The 15,143-nt window shown below is 65.8% G+C and carries 18 protein-coding genes; 11 read left to right on the top strand and 7 right to left on the bottom strand.

The features are described 5' to 3' along the window. Window positions 1–319: 319 nt before the first annotated feature. Window positions 320–667 carry a PilZ domain-containing protein gene (locus ACMVY4_RS09070; RefSeq protein WP_416899838.1) on the top strand — a complete coding sequence of 116 codons (348 nt, stop codon included), beginning with the start codon at window positions 320–322 and terminating at the stop codon, window positions 665–667. Between the two features lie 11 nt (window positions 668–678). Here ACMVY4_RS09070 and ACMVY4_RS09075 read toward each other — a convergent pair whose 3' ends face one another. After that, window positions 679–1,044, bottom strand: a complete 366-nt coding sequence (locus tag ACMVY4_RS09075; RefSeq protein ID WP_416899839.1) for a VOC family protein — start codon at window positions 1,042–1,044, stop codon at window positions 679–681. An 11-nt stretch (window positions 1,045–1,055) separates the two neighbouring features. After that, complete coding sequence (locus ACMVY4_RS09080; protein WP_416899840.1) at window positions 1,056–1,670, bottom strand: 2-hydroxychromene-2-carboxylate isomerase; 615 nt, start codon at window positions 1,668–1,670, stop codon at window positions 1,056–1,058. 68 nt (window positions 1,671–1,738) lie between these two features. On the opposite strand from ACMVY4_RS09080, the gene ACMVY4_RS09085 reads away from it, so the two are divergent. The 4 genes from ACMVY4_RS09085 to ACMVY4_RS09100 are packed head-to-tail and all read left to right on the top strand — an operon-like array spanning window position 1,739 to window position 3,623. Continuing rightward, on the top strand, window positions 1,739–1,927 hold the full coding sequence (locus ACMVY4_RS09085) for a twin transmembrane helix small protein (protein WP_416899841.1): 189 nt from the start codon (window positions 1,739–1,741) through the stop codon (window positions 1,925–1,927). Window positions 1,928–1,934: 7 nt separating this feature from the next. Beyond that, window positions 1,935–2,498 carry a cob(I)yrinic acid a,c-diamide adenosyltransferase gene (locus ACMVY4_RS09090; protein ID WP_416899842.1) on the top strand — a complete coding sequence of 188 codons (564 nt, stop codon included), beginning with the start codon at window positions 1,935–1,937 and terminating at the stop codon, window positions 2,496–2,498. Then, window positions 2,495–3,124 (top strand): DNA-3-methyladenine glycosylase I, encoded by a 630-nt coding sequence (locus ACMVY4_RS09095; protein ID WP_416899843.1) that lies wholly within the window; start codon window positions 2,495–2,497, stop codon window positions 3,122–3,124. Before ACMVY4_RS09090 ends, ACMVY4_RS09095 begins: the two co-directional genes overlap by 4 nt. Before the next feature lie 40 nt (window positions 3,125–3,164). Next, a complete protein-coding gene (locus ACMVY4_RS09100) occupies window positions 3,165–3,623 on the top strand; it encodes a nucleoside deaminase (protein ID WP_416899844.1) in 459 nt (152 codons plus the stop codon). 3 nt (window positions 3,624–3,626) lie between these two features. On the opposite strand, the gene ACMVY4_RS09105 is transcribed toward ACMVY4_RS09100, so the two are convergent. The 3 genes from ACMVY4_RS09105 to ACMVY4_RS09115 form a co-directional block, all read right to left on the bottom strand. Then, on the bottom strand, window positions 3,627–4,457 hold the full coding sequence (locus ACMVY4_RS09105) for a class I SAM-dependent methyltransferase (RefSeq protein WP_416899845.1): 831 nt from the start codon (window positions 4,455–4,457) through the stop codon (window positions 3,627–3,629). A 13-nt stretch (window positions 4,458–4,470) separates the two neighbouring features. Further along, window positions 4,471–5,775, bottom strand: coding sequence for a hypothetical protein (locus ACMVY4_RS09110; RefSeq protein ID WP_416899846.1), 1,305 nt, complete (start codon window positions 5,773–5,775; stop codon window positions 4,471–4,473). A gap of 62 nt (window positions 5,776–5,837) precedes the next feature. Next, complete coding sequence (locus ACMVY4_RS09115) at window positions 5,838–6,596, bottom strand: metallophosphoesterase family protein (protein WP_416899847.1); 759 nt, start codon at window positions 6,594–6,596, stop codon at window positions 5,838–5,840. 188 nt (window positions 6,597–6,784) lie between these two features. Between ACMVY4_RS09115 and ACMVY4_RS09120 the strand changes: the two genes are divergently transcribed. Both ACMVY4_RS09120 and ACMVY4_RS09125 read left to right on the top strand, forming a co-directional pair. Beyond that, window positions 6,785–7,822: a tetratricopeptide repeat protein gene (locus ACMVY4_RS09120; RefSeq protein WP_416899848.1), complete on the top strand. Its 1,038-nt coding sequence runs from the start codon at window positions 6,785–6,787 to the stop codon at window positions 7,820–7,822. 87 nt (window positions 7,823–7,909) lie between these two features. Next, window positions 7,910–9,343, top strand: coding sequence for an undecaprenyl-phosphate glucose phosphotransferase (locus ACMVY4_RS09125; protein ID WP_416899849.1), 1,434 nt, complete (start codon window positions 7,910–7,912; stop codon window positions 9,341–9,343). 48 nt (window positions 9,344–9,391) lie between these two features. On the opposite strand, the gene ACMVY4_RS09130 is transcribed toward ACMVY4_RS09125, so the two are convergent. After that, on the bottom strand, window positions 9,392–9,745 hold the full coding sequence (locus ACMVY4_RS09130) for a hypothetical protein (RefSeq protein WP_416899850.1): 354 nt from the start codon (window positions 9,743–9,745) through the stop codon (window positions 9,392–9,394). A 320-nt stretch (window positions 9,746–10,065) separates the two neighbouring features. On the opposite strand from ACMVY4_RS09130, the gene ACMVY4_RS09135 reads away from it, so the two are divergent. Continuing rightward, window positions 10,066–10,776: an O-antigen ligase family protein gene (locus ACMVY4_RS09135; protein WP_416899851.1), complete on the top strand. Its 711-nt coding sequence runs from the start codon at window positions 10,066–10,068 to the stop codon at window positions 10,774–10,776. A 6-nt stretch (window positions 10,777–10,782) separates the two neighbouring features. On the opposite strand, the gene ACMVY4_RS09140 is transcribed toward ACMVY4_RS09135, so the two are convergent. Beyond that, a complete protein-coding gene (locus ACMVY4_RS09140; RefSeq protein ID WP_416899852.1) occupies window positions 10,783–12,375 on the bottom strand; it encodes a GMC family oxidoreductase in 1,593 nt (530 codons plus the stop codon). A 101-nt stretch (window positions 12,376–12,476) separates the two neighbouring features. Here ACMVY4_RS09140 and ACMVY4_RS09145 point away from each other — a divergent pair, with 101 nt between their 5' ends. Genes ACMVY4_RS09145 through ACMVY4_RS09155 form a run of 3 tightly spaced genes read left to right on the top strand, consistent with a single transcriptional unit; the run spans window position 12,477 to window position 15,082 of the window. Next, entirely contained in the window at window positions 12,477–13,241 is a 765-nt protein-coding gene (locus ACMVY4_RS09145) for an SDR family NAD(P)-dependent oxidoreductase (RefSeq protein ID WP_416899853.1), read from the top strand. Beyond that, on the top strand, window positions 13,242–14,696 hold the full coding sequence (locus tag ACMVY4_RS09150; protein WP_416899854.1) for an NADH:flavin oxidoreductase: 1,455 nt from the start codon (window positions 13,242–13,244) through the stop codon (window positions 14,694–14,696). Then, window positions 14,696–15,082 (top strand): cupin domain-containing protein, encoded by a 387-nt coding sequence (locus ACMVY4_RS09155; RefSeq protein ID WP_416899855.1) that lies wholly within the window; start codon window positions 14,696–14,698, stop codon window positions 15,080–15,082. Before ACMVY4_RS09150 ends, ACMVY4_RS09155 begins: the two co-directional genes overlap by 1 nt. Window positions 15,083–15,143: the final 61 nt, after the last annotated feature.

Genomic DNA, 15,143 nt, shown 5'->3' on the forward strand with positions numbered 1-15,143 from the left:
ACAGAATGTGTCCGGTTCTGCGGGGTCGCCTTCCGATAGATCACGATTTGTGACAACTCTTGCCCAGGGGGTATTTCGCAACCTCGGTGAGCATGGAGAGGTCTTGGCTTCATTCTGGGGCTGTGATGGCGATCATCAACCTTGATTCTGTTTCATATCGGGACTGCTCGGGTCTCAGTGGTAAAATCCTGCCGTATTCGGGCGAGCATCCCTTGCATTCTGGAATTCCGGCATTGCCACGGATTTCCCGGGTTCATGGTTAACGGATTCTGGATCGCCTCTTGCTCCTGCACCTCCTGAACGCATTGAGGAGGTGGCAATGACTTACCAGATGAGGAAAGACGAACGGCGCTCCCACACGCGGATTGAACTGAGAGAGACTACGGCGCCGGTGACCATCGAATCCGCCAGGGGAGCAGCTTTCCCCGGCGAGATCGTCGATATCAGCCTCGGTGGCGCCCGGGTGCGTTACGGCGCCTTCGAGCCCGAGGCCGGGGAACCCGTCAGGCTGCGGGTGCATGATGAACAGGCCGAGGCCGAAATCTGCTGGCGCAGGGCCGACGAGGTCGGTCTCCGCTTCATCGGCCTGACGATGGAAGCCGCCTGCCAGATCCTGGAAACGATCCTGCGCCGTCAGGTCTATTCGCCGGTGCTGCAGCTGGGCTGAGTCCTGCCGTTTCAGCCGACGAACTGCAACTCGACGACGACGTCGTCAGGGCCGCTGACGAAGACCTGGCGCATGTCGAGTTCCGCTACACGGTTCTCGCGGGTCTTGAGACCTGCGGCCGAAATGGCGGCCATCTGGGTCTCGTAGTCGCCGCCCCTGAAGGCGAAGTGATCGACCGTCCCCCTGCCGGCTGGCGCGCCGGACAGCTTCATCTCGACGAGATGCACCACAGCCTGGCCGCCGCTGTAGAGCCAATAGCCCGGAAACGGGAAATTCGGCCGCTGGCCCTCCTCCAGACCGACGACCGTTTCGAAGAAGGCCTTTGTCGCCTCCAGGTCCGAACAACGGACATTCACGTGATCCAGCAGGACTGTCATCGGTCCCTCCTTCAGGCAAAGGGCTTCGTCAGCGCGCGTTCGACCATTTCCAGCCGGTCCTGGCCGTAGAACATGTCTCCATCGACGAAGTAGGTCGGCGAACCGAACACCGAGCGCGCGATGGCGTCTTCGGTATAGCTCTCATAGATCGCCCGGATTTCAGGGCTGTCGGCTGATTCCAGCAGCGGCGCGCCGCCGATGCCGACCTGGTCGCAGAGCCGCATCAGGGTCTCCCGGTCTGCCAGGTCGCTGTCTTCCTTCCAGTGGCTTTCCAGCATCCGGTGCGCCAGATCGTCGATGTTCAGCCCGGCCTCGGTCCCGGCGATCAGCACGCAGTTGGGCAGGCCGATATCGTTCTGGTGGTATGTTGGCGTGTAGCCCAGCACCGGGGCGTCGCGCCATTCCGACCAGCGCTGGATCTCCCGGCCGAAATAGTACTCGTAGTGCGCCTTCGTTCGCGCCTTGAAGTCGGGTGAGCCGATGGCCGGCAAGGCGCGGCGTAGATCGTAGGGCCGGTGGACGATCCGCCGCCCTGCCGCCTTCGCGATCTCCATGAAGCGCCGCGAGCCCAGATAGGCGAAGGCCGAGTGGGCGGCGTAGAAGTACTCGATGACCGGTTCGCTCATGTGTCTCTCCCCATTTGCCGCAGCCTATCGCCATTCCGAAGGCGGCGGAATTCTTCTATAGGTGGGCCATGTTCACGGTTCTGATCGCGCTGGCGCTGCTGCTCGTGCTCGGCGTCCTTTTCACCGGCATCATCGGCATGGTCCGCGGCGGCGAGTTCAACGAGAAATACGGCAACAAGCTGATGCAGATGCGCGTCCTCGCGCAGGCCGTCGCGGTGTTGCTGCTCTTCCTCGCCTTCCTGTTCGACGGCAACTGAGGTCGCCATGGTCACGTTGTCGAAGATCTACACGCGCGGCGGCGACAAGGGCGAGACCTCGCTCTCCGACGGTTCGCGCCGGCCGAAGACCGATCCGCTGATCGAGGCGTATGGCGCGGTCGACGAGACAAATGCCGCGCTCGGTCTGGTGCGGCTGCACACGGATGGCGATGCCGACGAGATGCTCGGCCGCATCCAGAACGACCTGTTCGATCTCGGCGCCGATCTCGCGACACCGCACGCCGAGAGCTACAAGTGGGAGCCGCTCAGGATCGTCGATGCCCAAGTCGTTCGCCTGGAGAACGAGATCGACGGCATGAACGAGCGGCTGGAACCACTGAAGAGCTTCATCCTGCCGGGCGGCACGCCGGCGGCGGCGCATCTGCATCTTGCCCGCACGCTGTGCCGGCGGGCCGAGCGGCTGATGTGGCGCGCTGCGGAGGATGCCGAGATCAGCGCTGCGGCGCTGAAATACGTCAACCGCCTGTCCGACCACCTCTTCGTGCTCGGCCGCATTCTCAATGACGAGGGCAAGGCCGACGTGCTCTGGACGCCGGGCGCGAACAGGTGAGCGGCGAAGGCCTGATCCGCGGCGAGGACGGTGTGGTCCGCTGCGCCTGGCATGGCGGCAAGGACGACTATCAGGCCTATCACGACGGCGAATGGGGACGGCCCGAGACCGACGACATCCGCCTGTTCGAGAAGATCTGCCTGGAGGGTTTCCAGTCGGGGCTGTCCTGGCTGACCATCCTGCGCAAGCGCGAGGCCTTCCGGACGGGCTTCGACGGCTTCGATTACCACCGTGTAGCGGAATATTCCGAGGTGGATGTGGAGCGGCTGCTCGCCGACGCCGGAATCGTGCGGCACCGCAGGAAGATCGAGAGCACGATCAACAATGCGCGCCGGGCGGTCGAACTGGAACAGGAAGCCGGATCGCTGGCCCGGTTCTTCTGGTCTTTCGAGCCGGAAGTCGCCGAGCGGCCGGACCCGGTGACCTGGACGGCGCTGACCGCCAATCCGACGACAGCCGCGTCGACGCGGCTTTCGAAGGAACTGAAGAAGCGCGGCTGGAGCTTCGTCGGGCCGACGACCGCCTATGCCTTCATGCAGGCGATGGGGCTGGTCAACGACCACATCGACGGCTGCGCCTTCCGGCATGCGGTGGAAGAGGAGCGGGCGTCGCTGACCCGGCCCTGACCGCTTGCGCCGCAGCCCGCTCCGGCATTGAATACCGGCCATGGATTTCGAGAAACCCAGCTTCATGACGCATGCGCTCGACGCGGCCGGCGCGGCCCTGAACCGCGACGAGGTGCCGGTTGGCGCGGTGATCGTGCATCATCCCACGGACCGGATCGTCGCCCGGGCCGGGAACATGACCAATTCCCGCAACGATCCGACCAGCCATGCCGAGATTCTCGCCATCCGCCAGGCCGGGCTGGCTGTGGGGTCGTCGCGGCTCAGCGAATGCGACATGTACGTGACGCTGGAACCCTGCACCATGTGCGCGGGCGCCATCAGCCACGCCCGCATCCGGCGGCTCTACTACGGTGCGTCCGATCCGAAGGGCGGCGCGGTCGAGAGCGGAGTGCGGTTCTTCCAGCAGCCGACCTGCCATCACGCGCCCGAGGTCTATCCGGGCATCGACGAGGAGCGGGCCGCCGAACTGCTCAGACGGTTCTTCCAGAAGAAGCGCTGACGGTCAGGGCTTCCGGGCGGTCACGCACCAGATCGAGGCGCCGAGCCTGACGCCGTCATCGCGAAGCTCGGCCTTCAGCATGTCGGCCAGCGCCGCCTTCAGCCTTTCCACCGCCGCCTCGTCGCCCGACTCGCGCGCGGCGCCGCCGACCGGGCCGACCTCCATGGCCGTGGTCAGGGCTTCATCGACCGAGTTGCCCATGAACATGGGATGGCTGAACGGCTCGATCGAGATGTCGCCGAAACCGCCGGCCTTCAGGATCCGGGTCACACGGTCCGGGTCGGAGAAGGAAAACGGACCGGGCTCCTCGCGACCCGGGCGGGGCGGCAACTGGATGAACTCCTTGGCGACCAGCACCGGCTTCAGCATCCAGGGGTTTTCCGACAGCGGCCGCCAGCAGGCGAAGGCGACACGGCCGCCGGGGCGGGTCATGCGGCCCAGATTGGCGAAGGCCGAGTCCGGGTCGGAAAAGAACATGACGCCGAAGCGCGAGAACACCAGGTCGAAGGCGTCCTCGCCGAAGTCGTGCGCCGAGGCGTCGGCCAGGACGAACCGGACCTTCCCGGCGCCGGGCAGGGTGCCGGCATGCGCCAGCATGGGCTGGGAGACGTCGACGCCGGTGACCAGCGCGCCGCGTTCGGCCATACGGATCGAGGTGCCGCCGCAGCCGCAGCCGACATCCAGGACGACCTCGCCCTCGCCGACGCCGGTCGCGTCCATCACATGGTCGCTGTAGGGCTGCAGCGAGACGTCCATCCGCGCCTGGTTGCGCACCCACTTGTCGGCGCTCTCGCTGTTCCAGAATTCGATCTGGTCGGCGTTCTGTCCACTCATCCCCGTTCTCCCGCTACCAGCCGTCGTCCCGAAGCCGCGCCGCCATGCGCCGGCGTTCTTCCTGCGCTCGCCTGGCCTGATACTGGCGGTTCATCCCCCACACGCACATTGCCACCGCCAGGAAGAATACCATGAATGGCATCGGTCTGAGGGAAAGACCGTTTCCGATCAGTGCGGTGACGAAGACCGTCGTGAACAGGGCCGTGCCGTGCCGCCCGATCCGCAGCATCATCATCAACAATACGCCGAAATAGATCAGGAAGCCGATGACGCCGTTCTCGATGATCATGGTCAGGTAGGTGTTGTGGGAGGTCGTCTCCTTCAGCCGCCAGATGACCGACGACATGTTGTCGGAACCGATACCGGTGCCCAACCAGACCTCCGCCGGCGAGCGGTAGGAAATGATGTCGACGCGTTCGATCCAGGTGCCCAGCCGGCCCGATCCGAGTTCCTCCAGCTTCACGTCGGTATCGTTGCGGACGGCGGCCTTGCGTTCCTCGTTCTCGATGGCGATCAGCACCAGCAGGCCGAGGCCGACGACGCCGGCGGATACCTTCAGCACCTTCGGGATCTGGGGCCAGTACATGCCGTAGACGCCGTAATAGGCGACGGCGGCGAACAGGACCTGGGTCGAGAAGCAGCCGATGATGTAGAGCATCGACATGCCGATGAAGGACATGGCGATCCTGAAACCGAGCACGCCCCACACCCAGGCCTGGTGGATCACCAGCATGAAGGCCAGCGTCATGTAGCCGGATGAATGCGGGTTCTCCGGCCCGCCGTGATAGGGGGCGAGACGGCCATTGCCGACCAGCGCCGCCCACCAGCCCGGCACCGGATCGTCGAAGACCGCGTCGTTGGAATGCAGGTAGAAAGGTTGCGTCGCCGACCAGATCATGACCCAGAAAACAGCGGCGCAAGCGCCCCAGGCCATCAGCCGCGGCGGGAACTTGTCGAAGTGGCCGAACACCAGAATCCCGAGATAGATCGGCCCCAGATATCTCAGCATCTGCGGGAAATCGATCCGGTGCTGAAGGATAAGATGAGAGACCAGCCAGATCACCGGCAGCGCGCTGGTCAGGAAGAAGATGCGCAGCCGGAACGCGCTGGGGCGTGCGGCGACGCTGACGATGGCGAGGCCGGCCTGACCCGCGAACAGAAGCCCGGCCAGCGGCGTCAGCAGGCCTTCCGGCAGGGCGTTGTAGAACGCGCCGTAGAAATAGTTGAGAACCACGAATACCGGCAGCGCCAGTTCGAAGAACGGGATTCCCTGGCCGCTGCTTCCTGCGGACGGCCCGTAGGCCTCACGCGTCGCCATGTCTGTTCCGATCCGGGTTCAGCTTCACGAACCTTTCGGGTCCAGCAAGAGACATACCGTCTTCAGGTCGAAAGGAAGCGCCGGATGTCATTCTCCAATACTACAGCGGTGAGGCGACCGGAGAAATAGGCGCCAGTGTCGATCCCGATGCGGTTGTGGCGGCTCTGGATCTCGGGATTGGGCGTGTGCCCGTGGACCACGACGCAGCCGAAATCCGCGTCCGAGTCGATGAAGCGGTTGCGGATCCAGATCAGATCGTTGCCGTCCTGCTGTTCCAGTGGCACGCCCGGCCGGATGCCGGCATGAACGAACAGGTAGTCGCCGGCCCGGTAGGTCAGCTTCAGGTTCTTCAGGAAGTGTTCGTGCGTCTTCGGCAGCCGGGCCTGCAGCTCGGCCTGGGCGCCCAGCAACTCGCCGATGGAAGGGTTCTCGCGGCGGATACGGACCCCATAGGACGCCAGCGTGGTATCGCCGCCGAAACGGACCCAGTCCCGGCCGATCTCGGCGTCCTGCAGGAACTGCAGCATCACCGCTTCATGATTGCCGATCAGGAAGATGTTCTCGGCGCCGGGGATGCCGCCCTGGGACAGCCACTCCAGCACGTCGTAGTTCGCAGTCCCGCGATCGACATAGTCGCCCAGGAAGACGACGGTATGGCGCTCGGCGTCGCCCTCCCGCATGTCGTCCTGGATCATTTCCTGCAATTCCTGCAACAGGTCGTCGCGGCCGTGAATGTCGCCGATGGCGTAGATCCGTTCGCCCTGCGGGGCCCGGGGGGCGGCGCGCCTCGGCCCCTCAGCCTCGCGCGCCTTCCTGTTCATCCAGGGTAGCATGAAACTTGCGTGATCGCCTCTGTCGCCCGCTCGACCGGAAATTCCGACACGGATTCATACCGGTTGGCGACGCGATATGAAAATTCTTTCGCACGGCAAGGCCCCGCCCCGGGGGCCGGCGCCGCCCCCCGGCAAAGCGAAAGAAGCTCCCACGGGCAAGGGTAAGGAGGCAAGTCATGTTGCGCCAACTGATCTTGATGTCTTTCTCGCTGATGCTGCTGGTGGCGGGTCCTGCCGCCGCGCAGGAAGCCGAGCTGACGAAGGAGCAGGAAGCAGAGATCTTCGCCGTCTTTCTGGCCGACGCCAAGGAGGGTGACGCCGCGGCGCAGTACAAGGTCGCGGTCGCCTACTACACCGGGCGCGGTGTCTCGAAGTCGGACAAGATCGAGAGCGCCTTCTGGCTGCAGAAGGCCGCCGACCAGGGGCACAAGCAGGCGATCAGCCGGCTGGCCTGGCACTACCGGAACGGCGTCGGCGTCATCCAGAATCTTCCGCAGTCGGAGGAGCTCTACAAGAAGGCCTATACGCTTGGCGTGGTCGGTTCCTCGGTCCCGCTGGCCGCCATCTACCGGTCGGGCGAAGGTACGCCTGTCGAGGAGGGCGGGCAGGGCCGTGTCCGCGAGAACCATACCGAGGCCGTGCGCTGGGCGCTGATTGCCGCCGACGCGGGCATCGACCGCGGTCAGAACCTCATGGGCGAACTGTACAGGGACGGCGTCGGCGTACCGCAGGATTTCGCGAAGGCGCTGGAATGGTTCGAGCTCTCGGCAGAGCAGGACTTTGCACTGGCCTACTTCAACGCGTCCAAGATCTACCGCGATCCGGAACTCGAAGGCTTCTCGGATACCGAGAAGGGGATCAGGTATCTGAAGCTTGCCGCGGACAAGGGACACGCGGGAGCCATGATCGACCTCGCCCTGGCCTATGTCGAAGGTACGGACGTCCCGCAGAACTACGATCTCGCTCTGGAATGGTATTCGAAGGCCGCGGCGAAGAACCGCCGTTCCGCGGTCCAACTCGCCAAGGCCTATGAGTCTGGCCTGTTCGGCGACCCCGATCCCGCGCACGCCTACAAGTGGTACTACATCGCCCGGGAATCCGGAGAGGTTTCCGGAATTGTCGGTGCGCTTGCCACAAAGGACAAGATCAGCGAGCCGGTTCGCCTCAGCATGGAGCGGGAAGGCAACAAGTGGCTTCGCGAGATCACCAACTGAAGGGGCCGGACAGGTCTTGTGGCTTCCGGGACTGAACCGGCACTCCTATAGTGCGCCGCGCCCGCAGATCGTCGTTCTGGAATCGCCATGAGCACCGCCGAATCGAACCGCAGCCGCCGAGTTCGCAAGATCGCCTCGCCGGCGGTTCTGGTCGGGCTGGCGCGTGTGGCGGACCTGGCGCTGATCACGTTCTGCGGCTGGCTGGCCTATACCTTCCGTCATGACAGCCTGATCCTGCCCGGCACCTATGTGGTGGCCATCGTCGTCGCCATGGCGGTCGCGGCCAACGCCTTCCAGATAGCCGGCCTCTACAGGTTCGAGCGCCTGGACCAGATCGGCGGACAGATCGGAAGGCTTGCCGTCGCCTGGACCGGTGTGTCCCTGGCGTTGCTTGCGATCAGCTTCTTCTCCAAGACCTCGGCCGACTATTCGCGCATCTGGGTCGGCCTGTGGCTGGTCTTCAGCTTCTTCGGACTTGCCACGTTCAGGATCGCGACCGCCATCGCCATCCAGTCCTGGCGGCAATCGGGCGTGCTCAGCCGGAACGTCGTCGTCGTCGGTGCAGGGCTGCAGGGCGAGCGGCTGATCCGGCATATCCAGGATCACAAGGCCGAACTCGGCGTCAACGTCCTCGCGGTGTTCACGCTGCGGCAGGGGGCGGGACGCTCCGACGTGCTCGGCGTGCCCGTGAAGGGCGGCCTGCGCGACCTGCTGCTCTACGTCCGCAACAATCACGTCGAGGAGATCATGGTCGCGCTGCCCTGGGACCGGGAGGACCAGATCGCCGACGTCCTGAAGCAGCTGCGCGAGGCGCCGATCGATGTCTCGCTGGCGCCGGAGCCGCTGGGCTACCGGCTGATGGAACGCCGGGTGCGGCACCTGGGCGACCTGCCGATGACCGTGGTCCAGGAAGAACCGCTGTCTGGCTGGAACTACATCCTGAAGGGGCTGGAGGACCGTATCCTGTCGGCCCTGATCATCCTTGCGATCTCGCCGCTGCTGCTTGCGATCGCCGTGCTTATCCGGCTCGACAGCCCGGGCCCGGCGATCTTCCGCCAGCAGCGATACGGCTTCAACAACAACGTCTTCACTGTCTACAAGTTCCGCTCCATGCGGAACGATGCCGGCGACGCCAGAGGCGGGGCGCAGGCGACGAAGGGCGATCCGCGCATTACCCGCATCGGCGCCTTCATCAGGAAGACCAGCCTCGATGAGTTGCCACAGCTGTTCAACGTGCTGAAGGGGGACATGTCGCTGGTCGGGCCGCGGCCGCACGCCGTCGCCCACAACGAGGAATATGCCGAGGTCATCGACGAGTATCTCAGCCGCCACAAGGTGAAGCCCGGCATCACCGGCTGGGCGCAGATCCATGGGCTGAGGGGCGAGACGGATACGCGCGAGAAGATGGAAATGCGCGTGCAATACGACCTCTACTACATCGACAACTGGTCGCTCTGGCTTGATTTCAGGATCCTTCTGCGCACGCTGATGGTCGGATTCGTGAACGAGAACGCCTATTGAGCCGCTATCCGCGCATTCCGGCCGCTGCTAGGACGGCAACATGCTGAACTACGTCGAACGGCTGTTCGTGATCTTCCTGATCGTCTGCGTCGCGCTGGCGCCGCTGCCGCTCGGCAGCAACCGGCCGGTCAGCTGGTCGCTGCTGTCCTTCGCGATCGCCGGCCTGCTGTGCATCTGGTCGCTGAGCGCGGCGTTCCGCCCGACGCTGTTCCGGCTCTCCGGCGCGCCCGCCATCATTCCCGTCGCGGGCTGGATGCTGATCATCGGCTGGATGCTGTTCCAGGCGAACGGTCCCGCCGGCCTCTGGCACCCGCTCTGGTCGGTCGCCACGGTAGCGCTGAACGAGCCGGACCTCACCGGCGCGATCTCGGTGTCGCCATCGGACTCATCGACGGCGGCCATGCGCCTGCTCTGCTACGGCGCGATCTTCTGGCTGGCCGCGCAGACCGGGCGCGAACCGGAGAACGCGGCGATCTACATGCACGCCGTGATCGCCGTCGGCACCGCCTACGCGCTCTACGGGCTGGCCGCCGAGATCTCGGGCCACCGCACCATCGTCGGCCTCGACAAGTGGGCCTACCAGGACTCGCTGACCTCGACCTTCGTGAACCGGAACAGCTTCGCCACCTTTGCGGGGCTGTGCATGGTCATCGCCCTGGGCATGTTGCTGCGCTCCCTGCCGTCATCGCGCTACGAGCCGGAGGACGCCCTGGCCGCACCCGGTGATCCGGCCGCCGTCGCGGCTGAACATCGGCGGCGTGCTCTGCCTCGTTGCTCTGGTCATTCTCGGCGCCGCGCTGGTGCTGACCAAGTCGAGGGCCGGGCTGGTCTCGACGGGCGCGGGTCTGGCCGTCGTGCTCTGGGCCTGGTTCTATCGGCGGCGCCGGCTGCCGGGCCTGCCGGTGCTGCTGGGCGGCGCGGCCATCGCAACCGCCGTGATGCTGTTCGCGGCCGGCGGCGGCACCTTCGAACGAAAGAGCGAAGAGGACGGCGCCTCGCTGTCCGGCCGGCCCTGGCTGTTCCAGCGCACCCTGAGCGCCGTCGCCGACCGTCCGGTGATCGGTCATGGCGGGGGCGCCTTCGAGAGCTATTTCCAGGGTTACAAGAATGCCGAGTTCGGCGGCGTCTATTCGATCAGCAAGGCCCACAACAGCTATCTGGAATTCGCCGCGGACGCCGGCCTGCCGGCGCTGGTCCTGCTGCTCGCGCTCTACGCCTTCGTGCTGCTCTCCTGCTTCGCCGGCATCCGGGCGCGAAGACAGGACGCCGGCTATCCGGGCATGGCGCTCGCCGCGGCGGGACTGGTCGGCCTGCACGCACTGGTGGACTTCAGCGTCCAGATACCGGCCGTGGCCGCCGTCTTCGCACTGATCCTCGGCGTGGGCTATTCGCAGGCCTTCCCCACCGGGGGCGGACGGCACAACCGGCTGTAGCCCCGCTCAGGCCGTCCCGCGGATCGCGTCGGAGATCTTCTCGGCGATCATGATGGTCGGGGCGTTGGTGTTGCCGCCGATCAGGCTGGGCATCACCGAGGCGTCCACGACCCGCAGCCCCTCGACGCCGCGCACCCGGCATTCGGTATCGACCACAGCGGCGTCGTCCGAGCCCATCCTGCAGGTGCCGACCGGGTGATAGATCGTCTCGGCCTTGCGCCGGATGAAGCCGTCCAGCTTGTCATCGTCGTCGATGGCCGCGCCGGGATAGATCTCTTCCCCCATTTGGCTGCCGAGCGGCGCTGCCGACAGCATGTTCCGGCCGATGGCGGTGCCGCGCTTCAGGGCGGCCATGTCGTCGGGATGGTCGAGATAGTTCGGATCGATCAGCGGGTCGGCCATCGGGTCCGCCGAGACCAGCCCGATGCGGCCGCGACTCTTCGGCCTAAGATCGCAGCAATGCAGCGTCACGCCATGCGCCTTGATGCGGTTCTGGCCGTGCTGGTCGCTGACGACGGGCAGGAAGTGATACTGCAGGTCGGGCAGGGGTTTCTCCGGTGTCGAGCGGACGAAGGCGCCGGCCTCGGCAAAGTTGCTGGTCAGCATGCCGGTGCGGTTCTTCCGATAGGCCCGGACGGCGCCCAGACCCATCATCAGGCCCTTCATGGTGAAGGCGAAGCCCAGCGCCGTCGTGGTCTTCGAGACCACCGACACGTCCAGATGGTCCTGCAGGTTCTGCCCCACTTCCGGCCGGTCGGCGACGATGTCGATGCCGAACTGGCCGAGTTCCGCCGCCGGGCCGACGCCGGAGAGCATCAGCAGTTGCGGACTGTTCACCGCGCCGCCGGCGAGGATGACCTCGGCCTTCGCCTCGACGGTCAGCGTCTGATCGCCTCGGCGGTATTCGACGCCCGTTGCGCGCCCGTCGGCGAACAGCACCCGGGTCGCGCGGGCCATGTCGATCACTTCAAGGTTCGGCCGCGAGACGCCCTCCAGATAGGCGTGATAGGCGCTGCAGCGGCGGCCGTCCTTCTGGGTCAGCTGGTAGAGGCCGGCGCCCTCCTGCCGGTCGCCGTTGAAGTCCGGGTTCTCCGCGATCTGGTTTGCCTCGCAGGCCCGGACATACATCTCCGACATCGGGTTCGGCGAGCGCGGGTCGCAGACGTTCAGCGGCCCCCCGGTTCCGTGCAGGTCGTCGGTCAGCCGCTCGTTGTTCTCGGAACGTCGGAAATAGGGCAGCACGTCGTCCCAGGCCCAGCCGGTGCAGCCTTCCTCGGCCGACCAGCGGTCGTAGTCGGCGCGGTGGCCGCGGATATAGACCATGCCGTTGATCGCGCTGGAGCCGCCCATGACGCGCCCGCGCGGCCAGAACATCTCTCGGTTCTCGAGGTTTTTCTGCGGCGCGGTCCGGAACAGCCAGTTGCTGTTCGGGTCCTTCATCGTCTTGATGATCCCGGCCGGCACGTTCACCGACCAGTCCTGCTTCGCCGGCCCCGCCTCCAGCAGACAGACGCTCAGCTTGTCATTCTCGCTCAGCCGGCTGGCCAGCACGCAGCCCGCCGAACCGCCGCCGACGATGACGTAGTCGAATGAAGCCATCTGATCCTCCCGCAAGGTCTTTTGCCGGAATCAGTAACTGACCGCCGGTCAGCCGTCCATTGTCATTGAGCCGGCGCCGGAGATGCTTTAAGCTTGAAGCAATGGATACGCAGCATGTTCTGATCACCGGCGGCGCCCAGGGCGTCGGCCTGGAGATCGCCCGCCGCTTCCTGGCTCAGGGAGCGCGGGTCACCATCACGGGGCGCAACAAGGCGCGGCTGGCCGAAGCGATGGCCGAGCTGGGCGAGAGCGACGATGCCGGGCAGTTCGCCGGCGACGTTGCCGACGAGGACGCGGTGAAGGCGCTCTTCGATGCAGCGACGGCGGCGCGCGGACCGGTCACCGTACTGGTCAACAATGCCGGAATTTCCGGCTCCGCGCCGCTGGGCCGCATGACCACGGATCATTTCGACCAGATGCTGGCGGTGAATGCGCGCGGGCCCTTCCTCTGCAGCCGGGAGGCCGCGGGGCCGATGGGCAAGAATGGCGGCGGCCGGATCATCAACATCGCCTCGACCGCGGGTCTGAAGGGCTACGCCTATGTCGCGGGCTATGTCGCCTCCAAGCATGCCGTCGTCGGGCTCACCCGCGCGCTGGCGCTGGAGCTGGCGGGGAAGGCAATCACGGTGAACGCCATTTGCCCGGGCTTCATCGAGACGCCGATGACCGTCGAGACCATCCGCAACATCGTCGAGAAGACCGGCCGCTCGGAAGAGGAGGCGCGGGCCGAACTGGTGAAGTTCAACCCGCAGAAGCGCCTTATCGAGGTGGACGAGATCGCCGACTGCGCTCTCTGGCTCGCCAGCGACGCGGCGCGATCGGTCAACGGCCAGGTCATCGCCATCGACGGCGGGGAGAGCGCATAGGTGAAACTCCTCGAGCCGCTCGACATCAACGGGATGGTGCTGCCCAACCGGGTGGCGGTGCCGGCGATGGTGACGCGGCTTTCAGGCGAGGACGGCTTCATCAATGACGACATCGTCGACCGCTACCGCCGCTATGCCGAGGGCGAGGTCGGGCTCATCGTCGTCGAGGCGACGGCGGTCCACAGCGCCAAGTCCGGCCCTTTGCTGCGGATCGGCGACGACGAATTCCTGCCCGGCCACCGCCGTCTCGCGGAGACCATCCACGCGACCTCGGACAGTCGGGTCGTGCCGCAGATCATTCATTTCATGAAGGTAGCCCGCTCGGGCTGGCGGCAGCGGATCGAGGATCTGTCGGAGAAGGACATCGAGAGCATCATCCACGATTTCGGGATGGCGGCGCTCCGGGCGCGGGAGGCCGGCTATGACGGTGTCGAGCTCCACTCGGCGCATGCCTACACGCTCGCGTCCTTTCTCAGCCGCCGCAATGCCCGCAAGGACGCCTATTCGGGGCGCACGCTGGAGGGGCGGTTGGCGATGTTCGGACGGGTTATGGCCGAAGTCCGCAAGCGCGTCGGCCATGACTGGCCGGTCGGCATCCGCTTCCTGGCCGAGGAAGCCATCAAGGACGGCTACACGCTGGACGAGGCCAAGCGGATCGCGCTGCGCATGGCGCAGGCCGGCGTCGACTACATCTCGCTCTCGGTCGGCGGCAAGTTCGAGGATGCCGTGCACCGGGAGGGGCATCCGCTCTATCCATATACAGGCTACTCCGGCGACCGCTGCATGCCCGGCAACTGGTATCCGCCGCTGCCGCATGTCCACCTGGCGGCGGGCATCAAGCAGTTCATCAACGAGAAGGGCTACGCCGTTCCGGTCATGTCGGTCGGCAAGATCGCCGACCCGGCGGACGCAGAGCGCCTCCTGCAGGAGGGCAAGGCGGACCTGATCGGCATGGCGCGGCAACTGCTGGCCGATCCGGACTGGCCGAAGAAGGTGCGCGAGAACCGGCCGGACCAGATCGTCCGCTGCATCTACTGCAATGTCTGCAAGCAGCTCGACGAGAATTTCCGGGAAGTGCACTGCTTCCTCTGGCCCAAGGGCGCGCGGCAGGCGCCGGCCGACGACCCGGACCGTGAAGCGCCGCAGTGGCCGGCGGATGGCGCCGGGCTGACCGCGGAAGCCGATGGCGGCCAGGTCCGCCTCACCTGGACCGCCGTGCCTGGCGTCGTCGGCTATGACGTCTACCGCTCCGAGGATGGTGGGCCCGCGACCGTCGCCGAGGCGGTGAAGTCGAACAAGCACGCCGACCGGGTGGTCCTGGGCGGCTGCCGCTATACCTACTTTGTCCGCGCCTTCGACGCGCACGGCAATGCCGGGCCGCCCTCGAACGCGGTTGAACTGGACATGCCCCTGCCGGAGCCGGTCAGGGCGCTAAGAGAGGGAGCGGCAGTCTGATGCTCAACAAGGTCGACGTCGCCGAGGCGATCCGGGACAGGGTCTTCTTCAAGGGCCGGACGCCTGATAACGAGGACGAGGCCGGCGAGGCATTCGCCCGGCTGGGCCGGATCAATAACGCGGAGATCTTCGCCGGCCGCTGGCAGGGCCATTCCTCGTGGGAGCGGCACCCGAACGGCGACGAACTGGTGCAGGTTCTGGAAGGCGAGACCACGATGACGCTGCTGACCGAGGGCGATGGCGAGCGCCACACGCTCACTGCCGGACAGTTCATCGTCGTGCCCGCCGGCGTCTGGCACCGCTTCGAGACGCCGGTCGGCGTTACCGTGATGGCGGCGACGCCCGGACCAACCGATCATTCCACTGCCGACGACCCCCGGCTCTGATTGTTGGCATCAGTATTATCATGCACGTGGTATCCGGATCGCCCATGAAAGATGCATGATA

Origin of the sequence: Minwuia sp. (genome assembly GCF_048007105.1) — a bacterium.
Lineage (GTDB): Bacteria > Pseudomonadota > Alphaproteobacteria > Minwuiales > Minwuiaceae > Minwuia.

Excerpts from the sequence above, each read along its gene's own strand:
- ACMVY4_RS09155 (WP_416899855.1), top strand. The coding sequence starts at position 14,696 with ATGCTCAACAAGGTCGACGTCGCCGAGGCGATCCGGGACAGGGTCTTC.
- ACMVY4_RS09130 (WP_416899850.1), bottom strand. The coding sequence starts at position 9,745 with ATGGCCGCCGTCGATGAGTCCGATGGCGACACCGAGATCGCGCCGGTG.
- ACMVY4_RS09115 (WP_416899847.1), bottom strand. The coding sequence starts at position 6,596 with ATGAACAGGAAGGCGCGCGAGGCTGAGGGGCCGAGGCGCGCCGCCCCC.
- ACMVY4_RS09125 (WP_416899849.1), top strand. The coding sequence starts at position 7,910 with ATGAGCACCGCCGAATCGAACCGCAGCCGCCGAGTTCGCAAGATCGCC.
- ACMVY4_RS09085 (WP_416899841.1), top strand. The coding sequence starts at position 1,739 with ATGTTCACGGTTCTGATCGCGCTGGCGCTGCTGCTCGTGCTCGGCGTC.
- ACMVY4_RS09070 (WP_416899838.1), top strand. The coding sequence starts at position 320 with ATGACTTACCAGATGAGGAAAGACGAACGGCGCTCCCACACGCGGATT.
- ACMVY4_RS09100 (WP_416899844.1), top strand. The coding sequence starts at position 3,165 with ATGGATTTCGAGAAACCCAGCTTCATGACGCATGCGCTCGACGCGGCC.
- ACMVY4_RS09075 (WP_416899839.1), bottom strand. The coding sequence starts at position 1,044 with ATGACAGTCCTGCTGGATCACGTGAATGTCCGTTGTTCGGACCTGGAG.
- ACMVY4_RS09145 (WP_416899853.1), top strand. The coding sequence starts at position 12,477 with ATGGATACGCAGCATGTTCTGATCACCGGCGGCGCCCAGGGCGTCGGC.
- ACMVY4_RS09140 (WP_416899852.1), bottom strand. The coding sequence starts at position 12,375 with ATGGCTTCATTCGACTACGTCATCGTCGGCGGCGGTTCGGCGGGCTGC.
- ACMVY4_RS09105 (WP_416899845.1), bottom strand. The coding sequence starts at position 4,457 with ATGAGTGGACAGAACGCCGACCAGATCGAATTCTGGAACAGCGAGAGC.
- ACMVY4_RS09080 (WP_416899840.1), bottom strand. The coding sequence starts at position 1,670 with ATGAGCGAACCGGTCATCGAGTACTTCTACGCCGCCCACTCGGCCTTC.
- ACMVY4_RS09110 (WP_416899846.1), bottom strand. The coding sequence starts at position 5,775 with ATGGCGACGCGTGAGGCCTACGGGCCGTCCGCAGGAAGCAGCGGCCAG.
- ACMVY4_RS09120 (WP_416899848.1), top strand. The coding sequence starts at position 6,785 with ATGTTGCGCCAACTGATCTTGATGTCTTTCTCGCTGATGCTGCTGGTG.
- ACMVY4_RS09090 (WP_416899842.1), top strand. The coding sequence starts at position 1,935 with ATGGTCACGTTGTCGAAGATCTACACGCGCGGCGGCGACAAGGGCGAG.